This is a genomic window from Nocardia sp. NPDC051900, assembly GCF_044452545.1.
Taxonomy (GTDB): Bacteria; Actinomycetota; Actinomycetes; order Mycobacteriales; family Mycobacteriaceae; genus Nocardia; species Nocardia sichangensis.
Genome location: NZ_JBITBU010000001.1, coordinates 408898 through 430645 on the forward strand (window position 1 = coordinate 408898; position 21748 = coordinate 430645).

General features: G+C 68.9%; 19 protein-coding genes. 6 read left to right on the forward strand and 13 right to left on the reverse strand.

The window, feature by feature from the left end:
- Positions 1 to 32: 32 nt before the first annotated feature.
- Positions 33 to 803 carry a hypothetical protein gene (locus ACIA5H_RS01930; RefSeq protein WP_397073434.1) on the forward strand — a complete coding sequence of 257 codons (771 nt, stop codon included), beginning with the start codon at positions 33 to 35 and terminating at the stop codon, positions 801 to 803.
- Between the two features lie 8 nt (positions 804 to 811).
- Positions 812 to 1495: an SGNH/GDSL hydrolase family protein gene (locus tag ACIA5H_RS01935; protein ID WP_397073420.1), complete on the forward strand. Its 684-nt coding sequence runs from the start codon at positions 812 to 814 to the stop codon at positions 1493 to 1495.
- Positions 1496 to 1745: 250 nt separating this feature from the next.
- On the opposite strand, the gene ACIA5H_RS01940 is transcribed toward ACIA5H_RS01935, so the two are convergent.
- Complete coding sequence (locus ACIA5H_RS01940; RefSeq protein ID WP_397073206.1) at positions 1746 to 2714, reverse strand: helix-turn-helix transcriptional regulator; 969 nt, start codon at positions 2712 to 2714, stop codon at positions 1746 to 1748.
- 98 nt (positions 2715 to 2812) lie between these two features.
- On the opposite strand from ACIA5H_RS01940, the gene ACIA5H_RS01945 reads away from it, so the two are divergent.
- Complete coding sequence (locus tag ACIA5H_RS01945; protein ID WP_379254710.1) at positions 2813 to 3223, forward strand: VOC family protein; 411 nt, start codon at positions 2813 to 2815, stop codon at positions 3221 to 3223.
- 96 nt (positions 3224 to 3319) lie between these two features.
- On the opposite strand, the gene ACIA5H_RS01950 is transcribed toward ACIA5H_RS01945, so the two are convergent.
- Positions 3320 to 4114, reverse strand: coding sequence for an HAD hydrolase family protein (locus ACIA5H_RS01950; RefSeq protein WP_379254709.1), 795 nt, complete (start codon positions 4112 to 4114; stop codon positions 3320 to 3322).
- Between the two features lie 97 nt (positions 4115 to 4211).
- Complete coding sequence (locus ACIA5H_RS01955) at positions 4212 to 6344, reverse strand: Hsp70 family protein (RefSeq protein ID WP_397073212.1); 2133 nt, start codon at positions 6342 to 6344, stop codon at positions 4212 to 4214.
- A 536-nt stretch (positions 6345 to 6880) separates the two neighbouring features.
- Between ACIA5H_RS01955 and ACIA5H_RS01960 the strand changes: the two genes are divergently transcribed.
- Positions 6881 to 7642: an SDR family NAD(P)-dependent oxidoreductase gene (locus tag ACIA5H_RS01960; RefSeq protein WP_397073214.1), complete on the forward strand. Its 762-nt coding sequence runs from the start codon at positions 6881 to 6883 to the stop codon at positions 7640 to 7642.
- Between the two features lie 62 nt (positions 7643 to 7704).
- Here the strand turns inward: ACIA5H_RS01960 and ACIA5H_RS01965 are convergent, their stop codons facing one another.
- The 8 genes from ACIA5H_RS01965 to ACIA5H_RS02000 form a co-directional block, all read right to left on the reverse strand.
- Positions 7705 to 9291, reverse strand: coding sequence for an FAD-dependent oxidoreductase (locus tag ACIA5H_RS01965; protein ID WP_397073216.1), 1587 nt, complete (start codon positions 9289 to 9291; stop codon positions 7705 to 7707).
- A gap of 5 nt (positions 9292 to 9296) precedes the next feature.
- On the reverse strand, positions 9297 to 10313 hold the full coding sequence (locus tag ACIA5H_RS01970; RefSeq protein ID WP_379254702.1) for a diiron oxygenase: 1017 nt from the start codon (positions 10311 to 10313) through the stop codon (positions 9297 to 9299).
- 153 nt (positions 10314 to 10466) lie between these two features.
- Positions 10467 to 11573 (reverse strand): Hsp70 family protein, encoded by a 1107-nt coding sequence (locus ACIA5H_RS01975; protein ID WP_397073219.1) that lies wholly within the window; start codon positions 11571 to 11573, stop codon positions 10467 to 10469.
- 578 nt (positions 11574 to 12151) lie between these two features.
- Positions 12152 to 13147 carry a sulfate/molybdate ABC transporter ATP-binding protein gene (locus ACIA5H_RS01980; RefSeq protein ID WP_379254699.1) on the reverse strand — a complete coding sequence of 332 codons (996 nt, stop codon included), beginning with the start codon at positions 13145 to 13147 and terminating at the stop codon, positions 12152 to 12154.
- The gene (gene cysW, locus ACIA5H_RS01985) at positions 13144 to 13950 is read right to left on the reverse strand and encodes a sulfate ABC transporter permease subunit CysW (protein ID WP_355072388.1); all 807 of its coding nucleotides are present in this window, start codon (positions 13948 to 13950) and stop codon (positions 13144 to 13146) included. The genes ACIA5H_RS01980 and cysW overlap by 4 nt, the downstream gene beginning before the upstream one ends.
- Positions 13951 to 14017: 67 nt before the next feature.
- Positions 14018 to 14851, reverse strand: a complete 834-nt coding sequence (cysT, locus tag ACIA5H_RS01990) for a sulfate ABC transporter permease subunit CysT (RefSeq protein WP_379254765.1) — start codon at positions 14849 to 14851, stop codon at positions 14018 to 14020.
- Positions 14852 to 14947: 96 nt separating this feature from the next.
- The gene (locus ACIA5H_RS01995) at positions 14948 to 15994 is read right to left on the reverse strand and encodes a sulfate ABC transporter substrate-binding protein (RefSeq protein ID WP_355072386.1); all 1047 of its coding nucleotides are present in this window, start codon (positions 15992 to 15994) and stop codon (positions 14948 to 14950) included.
- Between the two features lie 206 nt (positions 15995 to 16200).
- Complete coding sequence (locus tag ACIA5H_RS02000) at positions 16201 to 16290, reverse strand: Ms4533A family Cys-rich leader peptide (RefSeq protein WP_321210233.1); 90 nt, start codon at positions 16288 to 16290, stop codon at positions 16201 to 16203.
- Positions 16291 to 16359: 69 nt separating this feature from the next.
- Between ACIA5H_RS02000 and ACIA5H_RS02005 the strand changes: the two genes are divergently transcribed.
- Positions 16360 to 17415 (forward strand): M48 family metallopeptidase, encoded by a 1056-nt coding sequence (locus ACIA5H_RS02005; protein WP_397073223.1) that lies wholly within the window; start codon positions 16360 to 16362, stop codon positions 17413 to 17415.
- Positions 17416 to 17495: 80 nt separating this feature from the next.
- Here ACIA5H_RS02005 and ACIA5H_RS02010 read toward each other — a convergent pair whose 3' ends face one another.
- The gene (locus ACIA5H_RS02010) at positions 17496 to 17774 is read right to left on the reverse strand and encodes a hypothetical protein (RefSeq protein WP_355072382.1); all 279 of its coding nucleotides are present in this window, start codon (positions 17772 to 17774) and stop codon (positions 17496 to 17498) included.
- A 110-nt stretch (positions 17775 to 17884) separates the two neighbouring features.
- On the opposite strand from ACIA5H_RS02010, the gene ACIA5H_RS02015 reads away from it, so the two are divergent.
- Positions 17885 to 19867 (forward strand): glycoside hydrolase family 15 protein, encoded by a 1983-nt coding sequence (locus tag ACIA5H_RS02015; protein ID WP_397073225.1) that lies wholly within the window; start codon positions 17885 to 17887, stop codon positions 19865 to 19867.
- An 18-nt stretch (positions 19868 to 19885) separates the two neighbouring features.
- Here ACIA5H_RS02015 and ACIA5H_RS02020 read toward each other — a convergent pair whose 3' ends face one another.
- The gene (locus ACIA5H_RS02020; protein WP_397073227.1) at positions 19886 to 21691 is read right to left on the reverse strand and encodes a dynamin family protein; all 1806 of its coding nucleotides are present in this window, start codon (positions 21689 to 21691) and stop codon (positions 19886 to 19888) included.
- Positions 21692 to 21748: the final 57 nt, after the last annotated feature.

Sequence of the window (21748 nt, forward strand, 5' to 3'; positions counted from 1 at the left end):
TGCGCTGCCGGATCCGCTCGGCACCCTCGCGGTTGGCGCTCGGGCTGGGCGGGCTGGTCGCGGGCGTCACCGAAGGGCAGCGCTGGGGGTGGACCTCGGCGGGGACACTGACCGCGCTGATCGGCGGCGGACTGCTGGTCGTGGCCGCCCTCATCCGTTCGGCGCGCCATCACGAACCCGCGATCGCGGTCGACCTGTGGCGCAGCAAGTCCTACGCGCTGGCCAACGCCACCTCGTTCGTCTTCGGCGCGGCCATGTTCGCCTGGCTGCTGTCGGGACCGCTGTTCCTGGACGCGATCTGGGACTACTCGGTGCTCGGCTCCGCAGGAGCCATGACCATCGGAGCGGTCGCGTCGATGGTGACAGCGACCGTCGCGGGCCGGATCGGCTCGGCGACGGCCAGGCGGTGGCTCGGCGTGCTCGGTGCGCTGATGTTCGTGGCGTGCACCGCGTGGATGAGCACGGATGCCTTCGGCGCCACTCCAGCCCTGTGGTCGGCGTGGATTCCGGCCGGTGTGCTCGGCGGCGGCGGCATCGGTTTCGTCGTCACGGTGCTGGGCACCGCGGCGGCCGGTGCTCTTCCGCCGCAGCAGTTCGCCGCAGGCACCGGCATGAATCTGACCGCGCGGCAAGTAGGCGGGGCGCTCGGCGTGGCCGTGCTCGCCGCCGTGTTCGCGGCGCGTCCCGACGATCCACTCGGCGCGTTCCACATCGTCTTCGCCGTGTGCGCGGGCATCGCCGCCGTGGCCGCTTGCCTGGCGGCGCTACCGGCCCGCACTCCGTCCTTCTCCGTCGACAACTAGGAATCAGCGTGAGCGACAACGATATTCGTACCGAAGAGAACGATCCGCTGCTGCTGCCGCCCGCGGAACAGCGGCGTCTGCTCGCCGCCGCCCCGTGGCAGCGCTACGCGGTGCTCGGCGACTCCATCGCGCAGGGCGTCGGCGATCCGAGCCCGGGTTACGAATTCGCGGGCTGGGCCGACCGCGTCGCGGCCGTGCTCACTTCGGTTCGCCCGGATCTGGCTTACCTGAACACCGGCCGGATCGGCGCCACCTCCGCCCAGGTCATCGCCGAGCAGTTGCCCTCCGTACTCGAATTCCGTCCGGATCTCGTGCATCTCAGCTGCGGCGGCAACGACCTGTTCCTGCCGGGCGGCGACCTCGCCGAATTGCGTTCCAACCTGGACACGCTGTTCGGAACGCTGGCCCGCACCGGAGCGCAGATCGTGACCTTCACCCTCGCCGACGTCTGGGAAATCGAGCGCATGGCGCCGATGCGTCCGATGCGCGACCGGATGGCCGCGCTCAACGACCTGGTCCGCGAACTGGCCGCCCGCTACGACGCGCTCCTGCTGGAACTATGGGACCACCCGCTGCGCCTGCGGCCCGACCTGATGAGCGCCGACCTCATCCACTTCAGCATGAGCGGTCACGCCGTACTCGCCTCGGACATGGTGCGCACGCTGGCCGGACACGTTCTCGTGTCGCGCTGACCGGACACGTGGCGGAGGCGCCGGCGGTCGGGTGCCTCCACCACATCTCGAAAGGCGGACAACCGAGTGCAATGCGCTGTGGGCGCCGATCGAGGCGAACGACGCCACCGCTCCGTTCCAGGATCACGGCGGTATTCGAGGACGACACGCCCCGTCTCCGGCCAGGCCCTCGCGGGCAGCGACCGAACCCGGGTCCGCTGCGACGGCGGAGCAACCCGCATTCGATGCCTGCGATCTACCCAGGACAGTGTCATGGTGCCGCGCCGGACCGGCCGTCCGATCCGTACCGTTCGACCAGTTCGGCGCCGAGGCCGGCCAATTCGGCGCGGACCTCGGGCGGGCCGAGGACCTCGATCGAGGCGCCCCAGCCCGCCAGCTGCTGGGCCAGCATCCAGGCGGTGGGAGCGGTGACGCGAACCTGGATGCGGCCGTCGGCAACCGGACCGTCCACAACACAGTTCCGCCCCTGCTGGTCATGCAGGATCGGCAACAGACGCTCGGAGATCAACACGGTGGCGGCGAGGGTCGCGCGCCGCTGCTCCATCTCCTCGACCACCTGTTCCCAGGCGCCGGCGAGATCGAAATCCGCTGGGCGGTGGGCCGGTTGACCGGTGCAAGACGCCTCGGAGATCCGATCGACGCGAAAAGTCCGCTGACCCCGCTCGGTTCCGGCTATCAGGTACCAGACACCGTCCTTGTCGGCCAGGCCCCAGGGATCGACGAGACGCTCGGACCGCTTTCCGGTCCGGTTCGCATAGCGCAGCCGGACCTTTTCCCGCTGCACGACAGCGCGTTGCAGCAGCGACACCAGCGGGGGCAGCTCGCGATCGGTCGCACCCCAGCGCGCGGGATCGATCACCACCGCATCGGCCGCCGCCTCCGCTTCGCCGCGAAAGGTCTGCGGCAGCGCGCGCACCAGCTTGCGCAGCGCCGACTTGGCTTCCGGCACCGCGCCCGCGGAGGGACCCGCCAAGAGGAACAGCGCCCGCGCCTCGCCCGCCGTCAGCCCGGTCAGATCCGTGCGCGCACCGCCCACCAGCGACCAGCCGCCGCCACGCCCCGGCTGCGGATACACCGGCACCCCTGCGGCCGACAGCGCCTCGAGATCCCGGCGCGCGGTGGCGACCGAGGTCTCGAGCTCCGCCGCGACCTGCGCGGCCGTCACCCGCCCTCGGGTCTGCATCATCAGCAGGATCGCCACCAATCGGTCCGCTCGCATACGCCCAATTCTTCCGTCAAAAGTGCTCATTCGGTGCGCACTTTTACTCGGATGATGGATCTACGAGTACGGATGAGAACGATTCGAAGGAGACCACCATGCTGCGCGGAATGGCGACGAGCACCTTCTACGCCGACGACCTCGAGGCCGCCAAGGACTGGTACGCGCGGTTCTTCGGCGCCGAGCCCTACTACCAGGTGCCCAACGGCTACTACGAGTTCCGCATCGGCGACTACCAGCACGAATTCGGCATCGTGAACCGCGCCTACGCGCCCGCCGGAGCGCGCAACGCCCCCGGCGGCGCGATCGTCAACTGGCACGTCGACGACGTGCGGGCGACATTCGACCGGCTGCTGGAACTCGGCGCGACCGTCTACGATCCCATCACCCCGCGCGGCAACGGAGAGGGCTTCGTCACCGCCGCCGTTGTGGACCCGTTCGGCAACGTCCTCGGCCTCATGTCCAACCCGCACTACCTCCAGATACTCGCGGAGACCGGTCCCGCGTAATGCAGTAGTACGGCGGCGTGCTGCCCGTATCCTCTCGACGGACACCACGCCGCGCACTCCGGGCGCGTCCCGCTCGAAGCGGACCCGATCGGAAGATCAGGGACGGAACCAGCGTTCCAGGACGGTGGCGACGCCGTCGTCCAAGACGTGGCCGGTCACTTCGTCCGCCAGGTCGCGAACGTCCGTGGGCGCGTTCGCCATCGCGACCGAGTGCGCCGCCCAGCGCAGCATTTCCCGATCGTTGTAGCCGTCGCCGATGGCCAGCGTCGCTTCGTCCGGGACACCGAGTGCGATGCGGAGCTGTTCCAGCGCCCAACCCTTCGACACGCCCTGACGGCAGACGGTGAGCCACGGCCCGAACTCGCCGTGCACCCAGCTCGCGCCGGGCACACGCAAGGACCGCAGCGCCAGCAACATCTCCTCCAGCGAACCATCCGGCAGCCAGCCGTTCAGTCGCGGGGTCGGTTCGCTGCTCAACGCGTGATGGTCGACGAGCAGATACTCGCCGAGCGAGAATTCGCCGGGACTCGCTCCGGTGGCCCAGGTGCCGATGCCGACCTTCTCCACGGCGAAGATCATCGCGGGAAACAGCGCGCGCAGCGCGGTGATCGCGGGCGCAGGGTCGAACGCCTGGATCGCCACCGGTTCGCCCCTGGCCACGTCGATCTGCACTGCGCCGTTCGAGCAGAGGGCATGTCCGTCGCGCAGACCGAGTTCGGTGAGCACCGGACGTGTGGTCAGCAGCGTGCGTCCCGTGGTGATCACGACATGCGCACCCGCCGCCACGGCCGCGCGCACCGCCGCGACCACCCGCGCACTGATCGGTGTTCCCGTATCCAGCAGCGTCCCGTCTACGTCCAGCGCGATCAGCTGGGGACCCCCGGATGCCATCAACCCATTGTGCCTCGCGGCCGCCGCACCCGCCGTCGAATCCGGCGCGACCAGACCCGCACCGCCACCGGGCAATTCACCGTCCGGGACTGGGCCGCTATCGACCGCGCCCTCCGCCGCCGACACCGCCCGCACCTCCGGCGCCTCCTCTGGACGACCCGCCTGCCGACCCACCGATCGAGCCGGATCGGCCCGGCGAGCCGCCGAACGACGAAGCGCCCGAGGGGTTCCCACCCGAGTGGCCGCCCGCCGACGACGCGCCGCCCGGCCGCCCGCTCGATGAATTACCGGCCGACGCCCCCGAGCCGTGGGCCGACGAAGTGTCAGCCGAGCCGCCGGCGGACGAGCCATGGGTCGACGGAATACCGGCCGACCCGTCCGACGACGAGTTACCGGCCGGCCCAGCCGAAGACGATCCGTGCGTCGTGGAGTGCCCGGAGGACCCTCCCCACGACGATCCACCGGTCGACCCGCCCGGCGAGTCGTCGGAGGATTCGTGCGCGGTGGAATCGTTCGTCGAGCCACCGCTCGACGCGCTCCCGCCGGACGAGGTGGATGTTCCGTCGGTCCCCACGGACGAGGAACTCCCGGGGCTCGCCGGCCCGGAAGAGGACGAATTCGATGCGGAGGGTTCGCCGTGCTCGCCCGTTGCCGTACCGCCGCCCGGCGAGTCCGACCTTCCGGTCGACGGACTGCCCGCAGAACTCCCCGGCGCCGTCCCCTCCGCAGGCTTCGAGCCGTTCTGCGATACCGGACCGGCGGAGCCCGGCGTGCCCGACCAGGGAGCGGATACCTGCCCCGGCGCGGGCGGCTGTCCGGGCAGATCAGACCCGGGTGCCTGCCCCGGCAGCGGCAGACCAGGAGCCGGTCCGGGAACGGGCGGCTGCACGATGTCTCCGGGCACGGGACGAACCACCGGAGCGAACGGCAATGGATTCACGAAATAGGCGGGATCGCCATATCCCCGGTAGCGCAGGCCCCCAGGGGCGCAGCAGTTTCGCGGATCCCGGTGCGAGCCGATCCTGGACTCGGCCACCGACGGACCGTAACCGGTGCTGCGCGGAACAGGTGTGATGAATCGGGTATACGCGGAAGTCGGCTGCGATAGCAGCGAGGGCAGCGCCCGGCCCGAGTTCGATGCGGCGGGCACGGCCATCCGGGACCAGGCGTCGGCGAGGTGCTCGCTTCCGACGTCGACCAGCAGACTATCGGTCGGGAAACTGATTTGGGGAAGATGCTCGAGCATCGGCGCCAGCTCGGGAACCATGGATCCGCCGAAGACGGTCACGGCCGACATGGCCACCGCGGAGACCACCGCGGCACTGGAGAACACCGCCACGCGAGGCGCGGCGGCGCGGCGGTCCGACGCACCGAGCGCCATGGTGCGCGCCGCCATCAGCGCGGCGCCCGCGGCGATCGTCTGCCCCGGATCGGCCGAAATCAGCACGGGCCGGCCGAGTTCGGCGAGCGTGCGCGCTACCTCCGCAGGCCGCGACGCCCCTCCCACCAGCAGTACACGCCCGATATCGGAGAGCGTGATGCCCGCTTCCCGCACACAGTCGCGGACCAATTGGAGCGAGTCCTGCACATGCGCGGTACGCAGTCCGTCGATGTCGACGATCGATGTCATCGACAGTCCGGCGCGCGAGACGTCCGGGGCGTACCGCGCGATCATCGATCCCAGCGGCCTGCCGCCGAAATCGTGGGAGCGCGTCGGCTTCCCGATCATCGGATGGTTGTCCCAGTCGGGCCCGACGCGCACGACACTCACATCGAGGCTGGTGCCGCCGAGGTCGTAGATCAAGACGAAATCGGTATCCAGCGGGCCGTGCTCGTGTTCCAGCCATTCCGCCGCCGCGACGGGCTCGGGCACCAGCAGCACGTCGCTCGCCCCGGATAGGTCCAGCGCCTGGCGCAACAACGCGATCTGCTTGTCGGAATACACCGCCGGGTAGGTGGTCACGACGCCCGCCTCGGACGCGTCCGGCTCGACCGCCCTGAGCTCGTTGACCACCGCGGCGACGAGATTGGCCGGCGACCAGATGCGGCCGCCGACGATCACGGCCTCCGGATCACGGCTCAGATCGGCGAAATCCGTGACCGCCATGCTGAATTGCGGAATCCCGCCGAGGCGCAGTCCACCCGCGCTGTCGAAGGTCACCGCGGTGCGGCGAGACCGCACCGCCGGTCGTGGCCGATCCGCGCTGACCGAAGCCGTCACGGAATTCACTGCACCGATGCTGAAACCCAGACCTGTAGTCATTCGCTATCCCGTCAACGCACCGTGACCACGTCCATCACATGGCGTTCCCCTGTGGCCGCGGTCGTCTTCCAAACAGCCACCACAGGTTAGCTGTTTCGCATCGACGTGGATGCGCAATTGATACGGAATGTTCGACCGATAGCAATAATCGTCCGAATTGCCAGGTAGATACGAGTGGACGGCCGCGTCCAGCCCGCTCGACATCACGAATCAGACTGAGCCCACAGCATTTCCGCTACCATACAGCGATCTCGATATGAGGAGAAAATCCGACCGCTCGCCGGTTTGCCCCACCGAAAGCACACCGCTCGACGGACACCCACCGGTAGGTAACCAAACCCTTGCCAAATCCGTGCATCTCGGCACGCCACCACGAGACGGCATTCAATTGACACATCAACTAGATGTCCGATTACCGCCAGCACCCTCGTTCGCGTCCGGCTTGACTCGACATCGGGTCACACCACGGAGGTGCGATCGCGAGAGTGAGAGGAAATCGAACGATGGCAACACGGTTCGCGGAGCAGGTCGTCTTGGTCACCGGCGCGACCTCGGGCGTGGGCAAGGCCGTCGCGCTGCGGGTCGCGGGCGAAGGCGCCGCGGTCGTGCTCGGCGCACGCGGCAAGGACGCGGGTGAGCAGGTGGCCGCCGACATCCGCGCGGCCGGCGGGCGCGCGCTGTTCGTGCCGACCGACGTCACGGTGGAACAGGACGTGGCCCGGTTGACCGACGCCGCGGTATCCGAATTCGGCCGCCTGGACGCCGCGTTCAACAACGCGGGCGCGGTGCACGCCTTCGGCCCGGTCGCGGAGATCGACGAGGCGGATTGGCGCGCCGATCTCGAGCTCAATCTCACCAGCGTGTTCTACGGCCTGCGGCATCAGGTTCCCGCGCTGTCGGCCTCCGGCGGCGGCGCGATCCTGAACAACGCGTCGAATCTGGGTGTGGTGGGCATGGGCTCGGTGGCGCCGTACGTCGCCGCCAAACACGGAGTGGTCGGCTTGACGCGTGCGGTGGCGCTCGAAGCCGCCGATCAGGGAGTGCGGGTGAACGCACTGGTCTCCGGGGCGGTCGACACCCCGGCGTTCCGTAATTCGATGGGCGCGACGCCCGAAGGAGTGGCTGCCATCGCGGCGCTGCACCCGCTCGGCCGCATCGCGACGCCGGAGGAGATCGCCTCGTTCTGCGCCTATTTGCTCAGCGGTGAAGCCAGTTTCGTCACGGGTGCGGCACTCGCCATCGACGGCGGCTTCACCGCACGGTGACCTCTGGACGTGGGACCGCCTCGGGATACCGGCGCGGCCGGGGTATCCCGAGGCGGGGTTCGTCAGGCGCGCGCCAGCAAGCGGCGGACCCGGCCTGGGCGAGCTTCCACCGCTCCCCCGGCCCGCACCGCGGGCTGCCGCAGCCGCACCAGCCGATCGAGTTCCGCCGCGCTGCCGACGGGTTCGGTCAGGCGGCCCGCGTTGAAGTCGGCGGCCAACTGCCGCACCGTCTCCTGCGCGCAGGACTTGTTGGTCCCGATGAAGCCGGTGGGCCCGCGCTTGATCCAGCCGGTCACATAGGTGCCGGTGACCACGGCGCCGCCCGAGCGCTCCAGCACCCGGCCGTCCTGGTTCGGGATCACCGCGGCCTGCTCGTCGAACGGAAGGCCCGGCACCGCCACGCCGCGGTAGCCGACCGAGGTGAGCACCAGGCCCGCGTCGAGCCGATCGGTCTGCCCGGCCCCGACGGCGCTGATGCGGCCGTCCGGATCGGTGACCAGCTCGGTGCGGCCGATTGCGAGACCGGTCACCCGATCGGTGCCGAGGATCTCGGTGGGCGCGGCCAGATAGCGGAACACGATGCGCTTGCGTTGCCCCACCGGCCGGGTGCGCACACTGTGCAGCAGCCGCAGCTTCTGTTCGACATGGAACGGCAGTTCCGCGCCGAGTTCGGGCAGCTCACCCTCGATCACGATGTCCACGTCGCATCCGAGCAAGCCGACGAACTCCGGCACTGTGAAAGCGGATTCGAGCGGACCGCGCCGCCCGAGCACGACCACCTCCTCGACCTTGCTCTCGCGCAACGCCCGCAATGCGTAGGGCGCGATGTCGGTGCCGGTCAGCGTCGCCGGGTCGCTGGTGAGGACGCGCGCGACGTCGAGCGCGACATTGCCGTTGCCGACGATCACGGCACGCCGGCCGGACAGGTCGAAGGCACGGTCGACGTAGTCGGGATGACCGTTGTACCAGGCGACGAAGTCGGTGGCCGAGACATTGCCCGCCAAGCCCTCACCCGGGATGCCGAGCTTGCGATCCGACGACGCGCCGACGGCGTAGATCACGGCGTGGAAGTGCTCGAGCAGCTCGGCATGCGAAACGTGGGCGCCCACATCCACGTTCAAGTACGAACGGAACCCCGGCTGCGCCGCGATGACGTCGAACAGCTCGCCGACCTTGCGGGTCTTGTCGTGGTCCGGTGCGACGCCGTGCCTGGCCAGCCCGTATGGCACCGGCAGCCGGTCGAACACCGTCACCGACACCTCGGGCTGGGTCAGCAGTTCGTCGGCGGCGTACATCGCCGAAGGACCCGACCCAACGATCGCCACCCGCAGCGGCGTGCGCTCGGTGTGGATCCGTGCCGCGGGCACCGGTCGCGCCAGCAGGGGGCGCGGTCGCGCCTGCCGGTAGAAATCGGCGTTGATCTCGATGAACGGCTTCTGCTCAGCGGTCAGCTTCTTCGATGACACGATGGCGTCGACCGGGCACGCGGTGGCGCAGGCGCCGCAGTCCACGCACGCCTGCGGGTCGACGTACAGCATCTCCGCCGTCCGGAAGTCCGGTTCGTCGGGCGTGGGATGGATGCAGTTGACCGGGCAGGCGTACACGCAGGACGCGTCGCTGCAACAGGATTGGGTGACGACGTACGGCATGCGACTCAGGCGACCTTGTTCGCGGCGCGCAGCGGTTCCGACCGGTACCGAGTGCTGGGACCGTCGATGCCGAGCGCCTTCCAGACCGCCTTGGCGACCGGGTTCATCAATCCGATGTCCTTGGCCAGGGCGCGCACGTCACAGAAGTAATCGCTGAAGACCTGCTTGGCCTCCGGCGAGCCGTAGAACAGCTCCTTGCGGACCTTCTCCGGGATGTCGAACTCGGCGAAGAACGACCGCGGCGGCGTGACGATCGAGCGGCCGAGAATCCGCATGACGATCGGCATGGCCAGCGAGAGGATGAACTTCTGCGCCGGCTTCGCTTCCGGCACATGGTTCTTCAGGAACTCGTGCGCGAAGGAGATGTGCCGCGCCTCTTCGGCGACGTGAATGGCCATCACGCCGCGCATGATCGGGTGCACCTCTTCGCCCGAGCGCAAGATCTGCTTCTGGATGTGGTCGATCGGCTCCTCACCGGCCAGCACGGCCATGAAGAACAGATTCGGGAACCAGGCCGCCACGGGCGCGCCCAGGTACTTGAACTTGCTGACCAGCGGGCCCATGCCGGGCACGTCCAAGCCGATCCGGTTGACCATCTCCTGGAACATCAGGGTGTGGTTGTGCTCCTCGATCATCTCGTGGGAGCAGTACCGGAACTCCGGCGAGCCGTTGGGCAGGCCGAAGTTGTGGATGACCATGCCGCTGATCAGGATCGACTCGAACTGCAGGCCGACCTTGGCGATGTTCGCCTGCCGGTACTTGCCGACCGCGATCTTCTGCTCGGTCGACAACGCCTGATACCAGGGGTGGCGCGCCACCGTGTCGGCGGACACGGGCAGAATCCAGCGCTCCTCGCCGGCGTCGGCGGCGAAGTCGGGGTTGTCCCAGTCGATGTCTTCGAAGGGATCGAAGTGCTTGTTGACCGATCCCTCGGAGAGCAGCAGCAGCTTCGCGGCGTACTCCTGCGCCTTTTCAAGATCGGGATCGACGGCTGGTGTCACGGCTGCGGACATCGTCGTCACTGCCTCTCCTCGATGGAACCGTTTAACTGTATCCCATAGTTACACCAACGGAGAGTTACGTCAACCCAGCAGTTGCTAGGGCCGCCCGGCGATGCGCGCCCTCATCACGCGCACCGCCGGACGGCCCCTGTTCATCGCGGTCCGTGCCGGGGCCTAACTCACCAACACCCCGTCACCGACCGCCAGGATCGAAGTCCCGAAACCGAATACGGCCGACATACTCGTGACGACGACCACCCGGCCCAGCCTGCGCCTGGTCCGGCGCGACAGCATCAGGGCCCGCGTGGCGGCACGACGACGGACGCGCCTGCGCCTGACCCGGCGCAGCTCGGCCGCCGCCTCGGCCGCGGCCGCCGCCCTCCGTCCGAGGATCGCGGCGCCGTCGGCGGTGGTCCGCCCGGGATCGGCGGCGACGATCACCGGCCTGGCCAATTCCGCCGCCAAGACCTCGGCCACCTCCGCCGGTCGCGCCGCCCCGCCGACCACCAGCACGCGGTCGACGTCGGCCATGGTGACGTCCGCGACCCGCAAGCAGCGGTAGACGAGTTCCAGCGACTCCCGGACATGCTTGACGCGCAGTTCGCCCGCGATCGTGTCGGCGACCGACTCGGCGACCGACGACGAGTGCGGGCCCGGCCCGGCTTGCTCGGCGATCAACGCCCCGAACGCGCGTCCGCCGAACTCGGTGGAACGCAGCGAGACCCCGACGATCGGATTGCGCGGACATCCCGCACCCACCCGGACCAGCGTGACGTCGAGCCCGGCACCGCCGAGGTCGTAGACGAGGGCGAGACCCGGCATGAGCGGACCACGGTCGGCCTCCAGCCAGGCCGCCGCCGCGACGGGTTCGGCCACCAGCGCCACCTGCGTCAGTTCCACGCCGTCCAGCGCCGCGCGCAACGCGTCCACCTGCTCGTCGGCATAGCGGGCCGGATAGGCCACCGCGATGCCGAGCCCGTTTCCGCAGCCGGGATGGTCCTGCCGCACCTCGTCGATCAGGCACTTCGCCACCGTCGCGACGAGGTCCGCCGGGGCGAGCGCGCGGTTGCCCACCCGCGCCCACGTGCTGGAACGCTGCGTGAGATCGGCGAATTCGGTGACCGCGCGGCCGTGCCGGGGAATCATGCCCACCCTGGCCACGCCGGTGCTGTCGAAGGTCAGCGTGGTGCGGCGCGTGATGGTCTGCGCCCGCTGCGTTTTGCGTCGCCCCGGCGGAGCCTTGGCCGAACCTTCCTCCGCGAGAACGGAAACCGTGTTCACCGTACCGATGCTCAACCCGAGACCAACCGCCATCGCAATCCACCCGATCGCCGTGCCGATTTGCTTCGAACGCCGTTTAGGCAACCACTCCGCGATCTTCGTGCCAAGTCCGGACAACCGATTGTCCGCAAGCCGCCTGTGCTCGCCGCATCCGAATCCACGGGCTACGACGCCCTCACCAGGCCAACCAGCACTACACATGCCGTCCAGTCGGATTTCCTTGCGACACGCGGGGATAGATCATGCCCGGTGGATGTTTGCCGGAATCCGGGTTCTTACGCGCACGGCGCCGAGCGACAGCGCTCGACATGGGGAGACTCCCCTTGACGGATCCGTGCCGACAATTCGCCGAATGGACGGGGCGCCGCACCCGGCGACAGTCGCCGATATTCGCATCGCATGCCGGGTCCGGCCCGACGCCGCTACGACCGCCGCCTGGCGCACACCTCGCCTCCTCGTCGGCAACCGTTCCGCAGCGCAGCCGGATAGCAGTGGACACGGCAACGGGAGAAAGTTTGGCAACTTCTCAGCGCCACACTCCCTATGCCGCCGGGTATGTGACCGGTTCGCGAAAACCCTTAGTGCGCGGGCAGTTCCGGGATCCGAGTGGCGCGGACGTACACCGTCTCGCCGTCCGACAGTCGCAGCGCCTCGGCGTCACCGCGGGTGACCTGCGCGGCGAACAGGTCGCCGGTCGCTGCGTTGCGCAGTTCCACGCGCACCTCGAAGCCGAGGTGCACCACGCGCTCGACCGTCGCCCTGGTGACGCCCGCGGAAGCGGCGGTGCCCTCGTGCTCGGCGAGCGCCATGCCGGGATCCCGGCCGACGCGAATGTCGTGTGGCCGCACCAGATGTCCGTTGAGCCGGGCCACCGCGCCGAGGAACGACATGACGAACTCGTTGGCCGGCCGGTCGTACACGTCCTCCGGAGTGCCGATCTGCTCGATGCGGCCCTTGTTCATCACCGCGATCCGGTCGGCGACGTCGAGCGCCTCCTCCTGGTCGTGGGTGACCAGCACGGTGGTCACGTGGACCTCCTCGTGCAGCCTGCGCAGCCAGGTCCGCAGGTCGGCGCGGACCTTGGCGTCCAGCGCGCCGAACGGCTCGTCCAGCAGCAGCACCTGCGGATCGACGGCGAGCGCGCGGGCCAGCGCCATACGCTGGCGCTGGCCACCCGACAGCTGGGCCGGGTAGCGGTGCTGGAAGCCGTCCAGTCCCACGATGCCGAGCAATTCGTCGACGCGCTTGCTGATCTCGTGCTTCGGACGCTTGCGGATCTTCAGGCCGAACGCCACGTTGTCGCGCACGGTCATGTGCTTGAACGCCGCGTAGTGCTGGAACACGAAGCCGATGTCGCGCTTCTGCGGCGGCACCCGGGTGACGTCGCGCCCCGCGATGCTGACCACGCCGGTGTCCAGCGACTCCAGCCCGGCGATCGAGCGCAGCAGCGTCGACTTGCCCGAACCCGACGGGCCGAGCAGCGCGGTGAGTTCGCCCGAGGGGATGTCCAGACTGACGTCGTCGAGGGCTGCGAACGTGCCGTAGTTCTTGTTCGCGTTGGTCACGGTGATCACTTTGTGCCCCGCTTACGTTCGAGGAGGGTCATCAGCAGAAGGGTGACGAGGGCGATGCCCATCAGCAAGGTGGCGGCGGAGTACGCGCCGAAGGTGTTGTGGTCGTTGATGTACCGGCCGTGCACGAGCAACGTCAGCGTCTGCGACTTGCCCGGCAGCGCGGAGGACACCATGATCACGGCGCCGAACTCGCCGAGCGCGCGGGCCACGGTGAGCACCACGCCGTAGGTCAGGCCCCACCGGATCGCGGGAAGCGTGATCCGCCAAAAGGTCTGCCACTTGGACGCGCCCAGGGTGGCCGCGGCCTGCTCCTGGTCGTCGCCGATCTCGTGCAGCACCGGCTCGACCTCGCGCACCACGAACGGCAGCGTCACGAAGATGGTGGCGATCACCATGCCCGGTAGGTTGAAGATGACCTTGAAGCCCAGGTCTTCGAGACCGCCGAACCAGCCGCCCGCGCCCCAGAGCAGGATCAGCGAGACGCCGACCACCACGGGCGACACCGCGAACGGCAAGTCCACGATGCCCTGAACCAGGTTGCGGCCCGGGAACTTTCCACGCACCAGCGCGAGCGCCGTCACGATGCCGAAGACCACGTTCACCGGAACGGTGATCGCGACGATCAGGAGGGAGAGCTGGAACGCCGAGATCGCCGCGGGCGTGGTGATCGAGTCGACGAACGCGCCGATCCCCCGCTCGAACGTGCGCCACAGGATGATGATCAGCGGCAGCACCAGCAGTACGAACAAGTAGCCGAGCGCCACCGTCCGCAACGAGATGCGGGTCAGCGGATGCAGTTTCATCGACCCTGCTCCGTCCCAGGGGAATGCCCGCGCCCCGGCGACACGGGGAGCGCTGCGCGATTGTTTGTCATCGGCTCGCCTGCTCCTTGCGCGCGCTGCGTTCGGCGAGCAGCCGCAGAACCAGCAGCGTCGCGAACGAGATGGCCAGCAGCGCGACCGACACGGCCGCCGCGTTCACCGGCCGATCGATCTCGATCTGCTTCTGGATGTACTGGGAGGCCATCTCGGTCTTGCGCGGGATCGCGCCGCCGATCAGCACCACCGAACCGTACTCGCCGATCGCGCGGGCGAAGGCCAGTCCGCCGCCGCTGATGATGGCGGGAGCCAGCGCGGGCAGCACGATCCTGCGGAAGGTGGTCCAGTTGTTCGCGCCCAGCGAGAGCGCCGCCTGTTCCACCTCGCGGTCGGCCTCGATCAGCACCGGCTGCACCGAACGCACCACGAACGGCAGCGTGACGAACGCCAGCGCGACCACCAGGCCCGGCTGGGTGGCGTTCAGGTGGATGTCGATCGGACTCTGCGGACCGTACAGCGAGAGCAGCACGATACTGGCGACGATGGTCGGCAGCGCGAACGGCAGGTCGATCAGCGCGTTGACCACACCCTTGCCGGGAAACCGGTCGCGGACCAGCACCCAGGCGATCAGCGTGCCCATGACCACGTTGACCACCGCCACCACCACCGAGACCAGCACGGTGATGCGCAGCGAGTCCAGCGCGGCGGGCGCGGTGACGGCGTCCCAGAAACCGGACCACCCGTCCTCGAAGCTGGTCACGGTGAGCGCCGCGAGTGGCAGCAGCACGATGATGCTCAGCCACAGCACCGCGGTGGCGATGCCGAGCGGACCCACCGAGCCGGTCACGCGCAGCCACGACCAGTTCCAGCGGCGATCGGGACGCACGGGTTCGGAGACGCCGGGACCAGCTGCCTGCGCGGTCCCGGCGTTACTGCTCGTAGTCACGATCGTCCAGTATCCCGTGTAACGGGGGTCACCCGGTCACTTGGTGGCGTTGTCATAGATCACCGCTACCGAACCCGTGTTCGGGGTGAACAGTTCCTTGTCCACGGTCTTCCAGCCGCCGAGGTCGGCGATCGTCCACAGCTTCTGCGGGGTCGGGAAGTCCTTGGCGTAGTCGGCGGCGACCTTCGGGTCGACCGGGCGGAAACCGGCGGCGGCCCAGGCCTTCTGGCCCGCGGTGGTGAACAGGAAGTCGCGGAAGGCGACGGCCTTCTGCTGGTTCTTGCTGTTCTTCAGCACCGCGACCGGGTTCTCGATCTTGAACGTGACCGGCGGGACGAAGTGCTCGATCTGATCGCCGTTGCGCTCGGAGAAGATCGCCTCGTTCTCGTAACTCAGCAGAACGTCACCGGTGCCCTGCAGGAACGTCTCGGTCGCCTCGCGGCCGGACTTCGGCTGCACCTTCACGTGCTCCTTGGAGACCAGCTTGCTCAGGTAGTCCAGGCCCGCCTGCGGGTTCTTGCCGCCGTCGCTCTTGGCCGCGTACGGCGCGAGCAGGTTCCACTTGGCCGAACCGGAGCTGAACGGGTTCGGAGTGACCACCTCGACGCCCGGCTTCAGCAGGTCGTCCCAGTCCTTGATGCCCTTCGGGTTGCCCTTGCGCACGACGATCGCGACCACCGAGCCGAACGGGATGCCCTTGGTGGCGTCGGCGTTCCAGCTCGCGTCCACCAGGCCCGCGTCGACGAGGCGGGTGATGTCCGGCTCGACCGAGAAGTTCACGACGTCGGCCTCGGCGCCGTCCTTCACCTTGCGGGACTGGTCGCCGGAGGCGCCGTAGGACTGCTGGATCTGGACGTTCTTGCCCTGCTCGGTCTTGTTGAACTCGGGGATCACCTTGTCGAAACCGGGCTTCGGCACGGCGTAGGCGTAGAGGTTCAGGGTGCCGCCGCTGCCGTCGGAAGCGCCCGCCCCGACCGTGTCGCTGGCTCCGCCGCCGCACGCGGTCAGCGCGACCGCCGCTAGGGCGGCTAGGGCAACGGCGCTGTAGCGTCGGCGCGGCGAAAGCCAGGATTTGCGAGCCATCGGGGTGGACCTTTCGTGCGGACCGCCAGTTCTCCGGTAACACATCGGTGGCGGCGACAAACTTATCGATTCAGCAGACCCGCCGATCGAGCGATACGGCAGCGGCGCGACTACCGGCCCACAACGGGCCGTCGGGAAGCGAAAGCACATCTGCAAGAAGCGCGCCAGTCTGCTGACAAACGAGACGCGGATGTGCCCGGTCGCGATCAGCGACAGTAGACGTCCGCGACCGCGAGGTCACCGACAGCAATCAACGCCAATTCATGGCGGACCTGCGGGACTGCGCTCGAAGACACGGGCAGACTGTAGCAGAGCACAAGGCGGAGTTCGAATCGAAGAGCCCAGGAAGAGGGGGGTTTCATCCGATGACCACCAGTCCGGATCGCGTCCGCACGACATTCCCCGGCATCAGCACCCGCACGTGGGAGCACCCGGCCGACCGCACCGCCCTGGTTACCCTGCGGTCACTGGCGGGGTTCGACGTGGTGCTGCGCACATTGTCGGGTTTGCTGCAAGAACGCCAGCACCGGCTGCTGTATCTGGCCACCGCGGTACGGGTGGACGAGCGACAATTCCGCACCCTGCACCACCTGCGCGAGGACTGTGTGCGAATCCTGGACGCCCCCACGACGCCCGAGCTGTTCGTGTTGCAGAGCCCACAGGTGAATGCCTTCACCATCGGCATGGACCGGCCGTTCATCGTGCTGACCACCGGGTTGCTCGAACTGATGGACACCGAGGAGCTGCGTTTCGTAGTGGGCCACGAACTCGGGCACGCGCTGTCCGGCCACGCGGTGTACCGGACGATGCTCATGCACCTACTGCGGGTCTCGGCGAGCGTCGGCTGGTTGCCGGTCGGTGGGTGGGCTCTGCGCGGCATCGTCGCGGCCCTGATGGAGTGGAGCCGCAAGTCCGAGCTGTCCGGCGACCGGGCCGGGCTGCTGTGCGGCCAGGATGTCGACGCTTCGGTACGCGTGCACATGAAGACGGCCGGGGGCGCCTTGGTGAAGGAGATGAATCACGGGGCATTCCTGGCCCAGGCCGACGACTACGAGCGGTCCGGCGATCTGCGCGACGGCGTGCTGAAGCTGCTCAACCTGGAGTTACAGAGCCACCCGTTCTCCGTGCTGCGCGCGGCCGAACTGCGCCGCTGGATCCAGAGCGGCGACTACGACCGCGTGCTCTCGGGCGACTATCCGCGCCGTGACCAGGATCGCGCCACCCGGATCACCGACGAGATGAAGGCCGCCGCCCGCACCTATCGCACGAACTTCGACCAGTCCGACGATCCGCTCATCCGTACCGTGCGCACGCTGGGCCGGGATGTCGGCGCGGCGGCGAGCACGGTCGCCCACGAGGTCGGCGACACCGTCGCGAAGCTCGGCAAGCGGTTCGGCGACTGGCGCGGCGGCGGGAACTGACCGTCAGCGGGTGATCAACCAGGCGACGACGATCAGCACGAGCAGCGCGATGAGGGCGAGCTGAACCCGCGAACGAGGCATCAGCGCGCCCCGCTCTGCACGGGAGTGCGATCCGCGGCGGCCTGCCCGGGTTCGAGCACCGCCGCCGCAGCGGCCGGGGCGGGGCGGGGCGGTGCGGGATGGGCGCCGTAGCGGCGATCCAAGACGCGCAGCACAGCGCGCAGCACGCGATCGAGCCCGTAGGCGATGGCGAAGCTGATCGGGACCATGCCCACGAGCACCACGAGGAACTGCGGGATGAACGGCAGTCCCGCCACCCACAGCTCGAAGCCGTCCCACCAACCTGCGATGCGATGCACGGCTCCAGCCTAGTCGGTACGCCGGCCGGTTCCACGAGGCCGTCGGCCACATCGGTGGACGGAGGAATCGCGCAGTGGACGACGGGCGTACATCGGCCCGAAGATGGGGTATGGCGTCCTCCGATGACCTCACCCTCAACGACTCCGACGGCCTGCCGACGAACTTGGCCGAAACCCACCGCCACGGCGCCTACCCGCCGATCGATGACTACGCCTTCCTGTCCGACTGCGAGACGAGTTGCCTGGTCGCCAGCAACGGCGCGGTGGAATGGATGTGTGTTCCTCGGCCGGATTCGCCGAGCATCTTCGGGGCGCTCCTCGACCGCAGCGCGGGGCACTTCCGGGTCGGGCCGTACGGGGTCAACGTGCCCGCCGCCCGCCGCTACCTGCCCGGCGGGATGATCCTGGAGACCACCTGGCAGACCGGCACCGGCTGGCTGATCGTGCGCGACGCACTGGTGCTCGGCCCCTGGCACAACAACGATCAGCGCAGCAAGACCCACCGGCGCACCCCGATGGACTGGGATGCCGAGCATCTGCTGCTGCGCACGGTGAAATGCGTGAACGGCACCGTGGAGCTGGAGGTGAGCTGCGAGCCCGCGTTCGACTACCACCGGGCGAGCGCACGGTGGGAGTACACCGGCAAGGTGTACGAGGAGGCGACCGCGGTGCGCGGCGACGAGCCCAGCGCCGGGCCGAGCCTGGTGCTCACCACCGATCTGCGTCTCGGACTCGAGGGGCGCGAGGCGCGCGCCCGCACCAGGATGAAAGAGGGCGACGAGGTCTTCGTCGCGCTCACCTGGTCGGAACTGCCCGCGCCGCGCACCTTCGGCGAGGCCGCCGAGAAGATGTGGCAGACCACCGAATGCTGGCGCCAGTGGATCACGCTCGGCAAGTTCCCCGATCACCCGTGGCGCAACTACTTGCAGCGCAGCGCGCTCACCCTCAAAGGCCTCACCTACGCTCCGACCGGCGCCCTGATGGCCGCCGCCACCACCTCGCTGCCGGAAACCCCTGGCGGAGAACGCAATTGGGATTACCGCTACAGCTGGGTGCGGGATGCCAGCTTCGCGCTGTGGGGCCTGTACACGCTGGGCCTGGACCGGGAGGCCGACGACTTCTTCGCCTTTCTCAACGACGCGACGACCGGCGAGGACGGCGAGCCCGTCCCGCTGCAGGTGCTCTACGGCATCGGGGGCGAGCGGCAGCTCGACGAGATCATCCTCGATCACTTGGGCGGCTACGACCAGTCCCGTCCGGTGCGCATCGGCAACAATGCCTACAGCCAGGATCAGCACGACATCTGGGGCACCATGCTCGACGCGGTCTACCTGCACGTGAAGTCGCGCCAGCAGGTGCCGGAGACGCTGTGGCCGCTACTGGTCCGACAGGTGCACGCCGCCATCGAGCACTGGAAGGAGCCCGATCGGGGCATCTGGGAGGTGCGCGGCGAGCCGCAGCACTTCACCTCGTCCAAGGTGATGTGCTGGGTGGCGCTGGACCGCGGCGCGAAGCTCGCCGAGTTGCACGGCCAGTACGAGCACGCCGAAGAGTGGTACGCGATCGCGGAGGAGATCAAGGCCGACGTCCTGGCCAACGGCGTCACCTCAGAAGGCGTGTTCACCCAGGTCTACGGCGGCGACACGCTGGACGCCTCGCTGCTGCTGGTGGTGCTCACCCGCTTCCTGCCGCCCGAGGACGAGCGCGTGCGCGCGACCGTGCTGGCCATCGCCGACCGGCTCACCGAGAACGGCTTGGTGCTGCGGTACCGGACCGAAACCACCGACGACGGCCTGAGCGGCACGGAAGGAGCGTTCACCATCTGCTCGTTCTGGCTGGTCTCCGCGCTGGTCGAGATCGGGGAGATCCAGCGGGCGCGGCACCTGTGCGAACGACTGCTCGGCTTCGCCAGCCCCCTGCGGTTGTACGCCGAGGAGATCGATCCGCGCAGTGGCCGCCACCTCGGTAACTTCCCCCAGGCGTTCACCCACCTCGCGCTGATCAACGCCGTGACCCACGTCATCCGTGCCGAGAGCTCCCGGCACGCGGGCCGCTTCCAGCCCGCGAACACCCCGCAGGGCCATCCGGTCTGACCAACGCCGGGAAACGGTCTACGCCGGAACCAGTCCGTCGGCCTCCTCGCGCAGCGCGTGCAGTTTGCCGAGCCGCGCCTCGAGGTCGGCGATCCGCTCCGGCCTGCGGTCGCCGTACTTCCCGTAGTTCTCCTCGGCCGAGCGCAGCGCGTCGTCCGCGGCGCGCGAAACCTCGGTCGCGATGTCGGTGAAGTGGTCGCGCAGCACTCGCTGCACGGCGCGCAAGCGGTTGCGCGACTCCTTGCCGACCTGGAAGATCACGTCGTCCATCAGGCGAGCCACCGCTACCTTGGCCTCGGCCCGGCGGCGCACCTTGCGGCTCTTGCGGTCGTCCCACAGCGCGTTCACGCCCAGCAGCACGCCCGCACCCGCCGAGTACCAGTTCACCAGCGACATGCCCAGGAGGCTGGTGGCCAGACCGACCATCAGGATGCCGCCGTAGGAACCGCGCAGACCGGTCAGGAATTGCTGGGTGACCCCGCCTTTCGCGCTCTCGAGGGGCTCCAGCGGCTGCACCGCCTCGAGCACCTCACCAGGGTTGGACAAGCGCAGGTCCGGCAGCGGCGGGGTCCGGTTGTCGGCCGGGAACTTGGCGGCCACCTGCTCGGACAACTCCATCGAGCGGTAGTGCGCCACGGCGAAGTTCTCCTCGACCGCCTCGCAGATGCGCGCGTCCAGATCCGCGGCGAAATCCTTCCAGCGGCGCGCCGGATCGGTCTGGGCGATCTCGGCCTCGGCGTCGCGGATCAGGCTGCGCAGCCGGTGGCGCAGATCGTGCTCGATGTCGGCCATCAGCTCCGTCGCGCCGTCGACCAGCGTGACCTGCCAGTTCGCGGTGCGCTGGCGCAGCTGATCGGCCTCGTCGCGCGCGCGGGCGAGCTGGTCGGTGATCTCGGCGCGGCGTCGCGGGTCGCGCAGCGCCTCGGCTTCGGTGCGCAGGGTCAGCGCGAGGTGATCGCAGACCAGGCGGATGTCCCCGACCGCGGCTTCCAGCGCCACCGTGTCCGCGCGGGCGACCACGTAGTCGCGCAGATGATCGATCAGCTGCGGCACGCCGGATTCGATGTCGCGCTGGTAGTCACCGGTCAACCCGGCCTGCCGGTGCAGTTCCCCGGAGACCGGGGCCACCGCGAAGCCGAGTCCCGCCGAGTCCAGCAGTTCCCGGTTGCGCTGCTGGGTGCGCGACCAATGCGGGAACACGTCGATCTTGTTCAGCACGCAGATCACGGTCGGGCAGATCTGCTGGATGCGCTGCAACTCGGCGATCTGCTCCGCGGTCAGCTCGGTGCCGGCGTCGCCGACGTAGAGCACGGCGTCGGCCGCGGCGATCATCGACCAGGTGGTGCGGTTGTCGCCCAGCGCGCCCGGCGCGTCCATCACCACGACACCGTCGGCGAGCAGCGGACTGGGCTGGGTGAACTCGGCACGGACGACGCCCTGGGTGGCCAGCGCGGGACCGGGATCGAGCGGGTCGACCGACTGACGTTCGGTGCGGCCGTGCTCGGTCTGCCGCACCAGCGTCGCGGTCGGCTCCGGCCCGTACTCGACGATCACCGGGACGCTCAGATCGCTGTTCGTCGCACTGACCGAGGCACCGACCAGGCTGTTGACCAGCGTGCTCATGCCGTTCTTCGGACGACCGACGACCACGAGCCGTACCCGGGGATCGCTCACCCTGGCACGAACCATGCTCAGTCGGCTGCCGAGGTCGTCGCGTCCCGCGGATCGGGCCGTCTCCCGCAGCTCGTCGAGTATCCGAATGAGCGGGGCCATCGCGTCCGGATGTTTCACGGTCGCAGCCTTCAGCCCGGCAGCGGCAGACAACCCTCCTCCTTACTCTCGATGACTTTCGTTCAGGTGCCCCCTGCGACCACTCCGCAG

Coding starts and splice junctions, on each gene's coding strand:
- ACIA5H_RS01950 (WP_379254709.1), bottom strand. CDS start 4,114: ATGGCATCCGGGGGTCCCCAGCTGATCGCGCTGGACGTAGACGGGACG.
- ACIA5H_RS01995 (WP_355072386.1), bottom strand. CDS start 15,994: ATGGCTCGCAAATCCTGGCTTTCGCCGCGCCGACGCTACAGCGCCGTT.
- ACIA5H_RS01965 (WP_397073216.1), bottom strand. CDS start 9,291: ATGCCGTACGTCGTCACCCAATCCTGTTGCAGCGACGCGTCCTGCGTG.
- ACIA5H_RS01960 (WP_397073214.1), top strand. CDS start 6,881: ATGGCAACACGGTTCGCGGAGCAGGTCGTCTTGGTCACCGGCGCGACC.
- ACIA5H_RS02005 (WP_397073223.1), top strand. CDS start 16,360: ATGACCACCAGTCCGGATCGCGTCCGCACGACATTCCCCGGCATCAGC.
- ACIA5H_RS01945 (WP_379254710.1), top strand. CDS start 2,813: ATGCTGCGCGGAATGGCGACGAGCACCTTCTACGCCGACGACCTCGAG.
- cysW (WP_355072388.1), bottom strand. CDS start 13,950: ATGAAACTGCATCCGCTGACCCGCATCTCGTTGCGGACGGTGGCGCTC.
- ACIA5H_RS02015 (WP_397073225.1), top strand. CDS start 17,885: ATGGCGTCCTCCGATGACCTCACCCTCAACGACTCCGACGGCCTGCCG.
- ACIA5H_RS01940 (WP_397073206.1), bottom strand. CDS start 2,714: ATGCGAGCGGACCGATTGGTGGCGATCCTGCTGATGATGCAGACCCGA.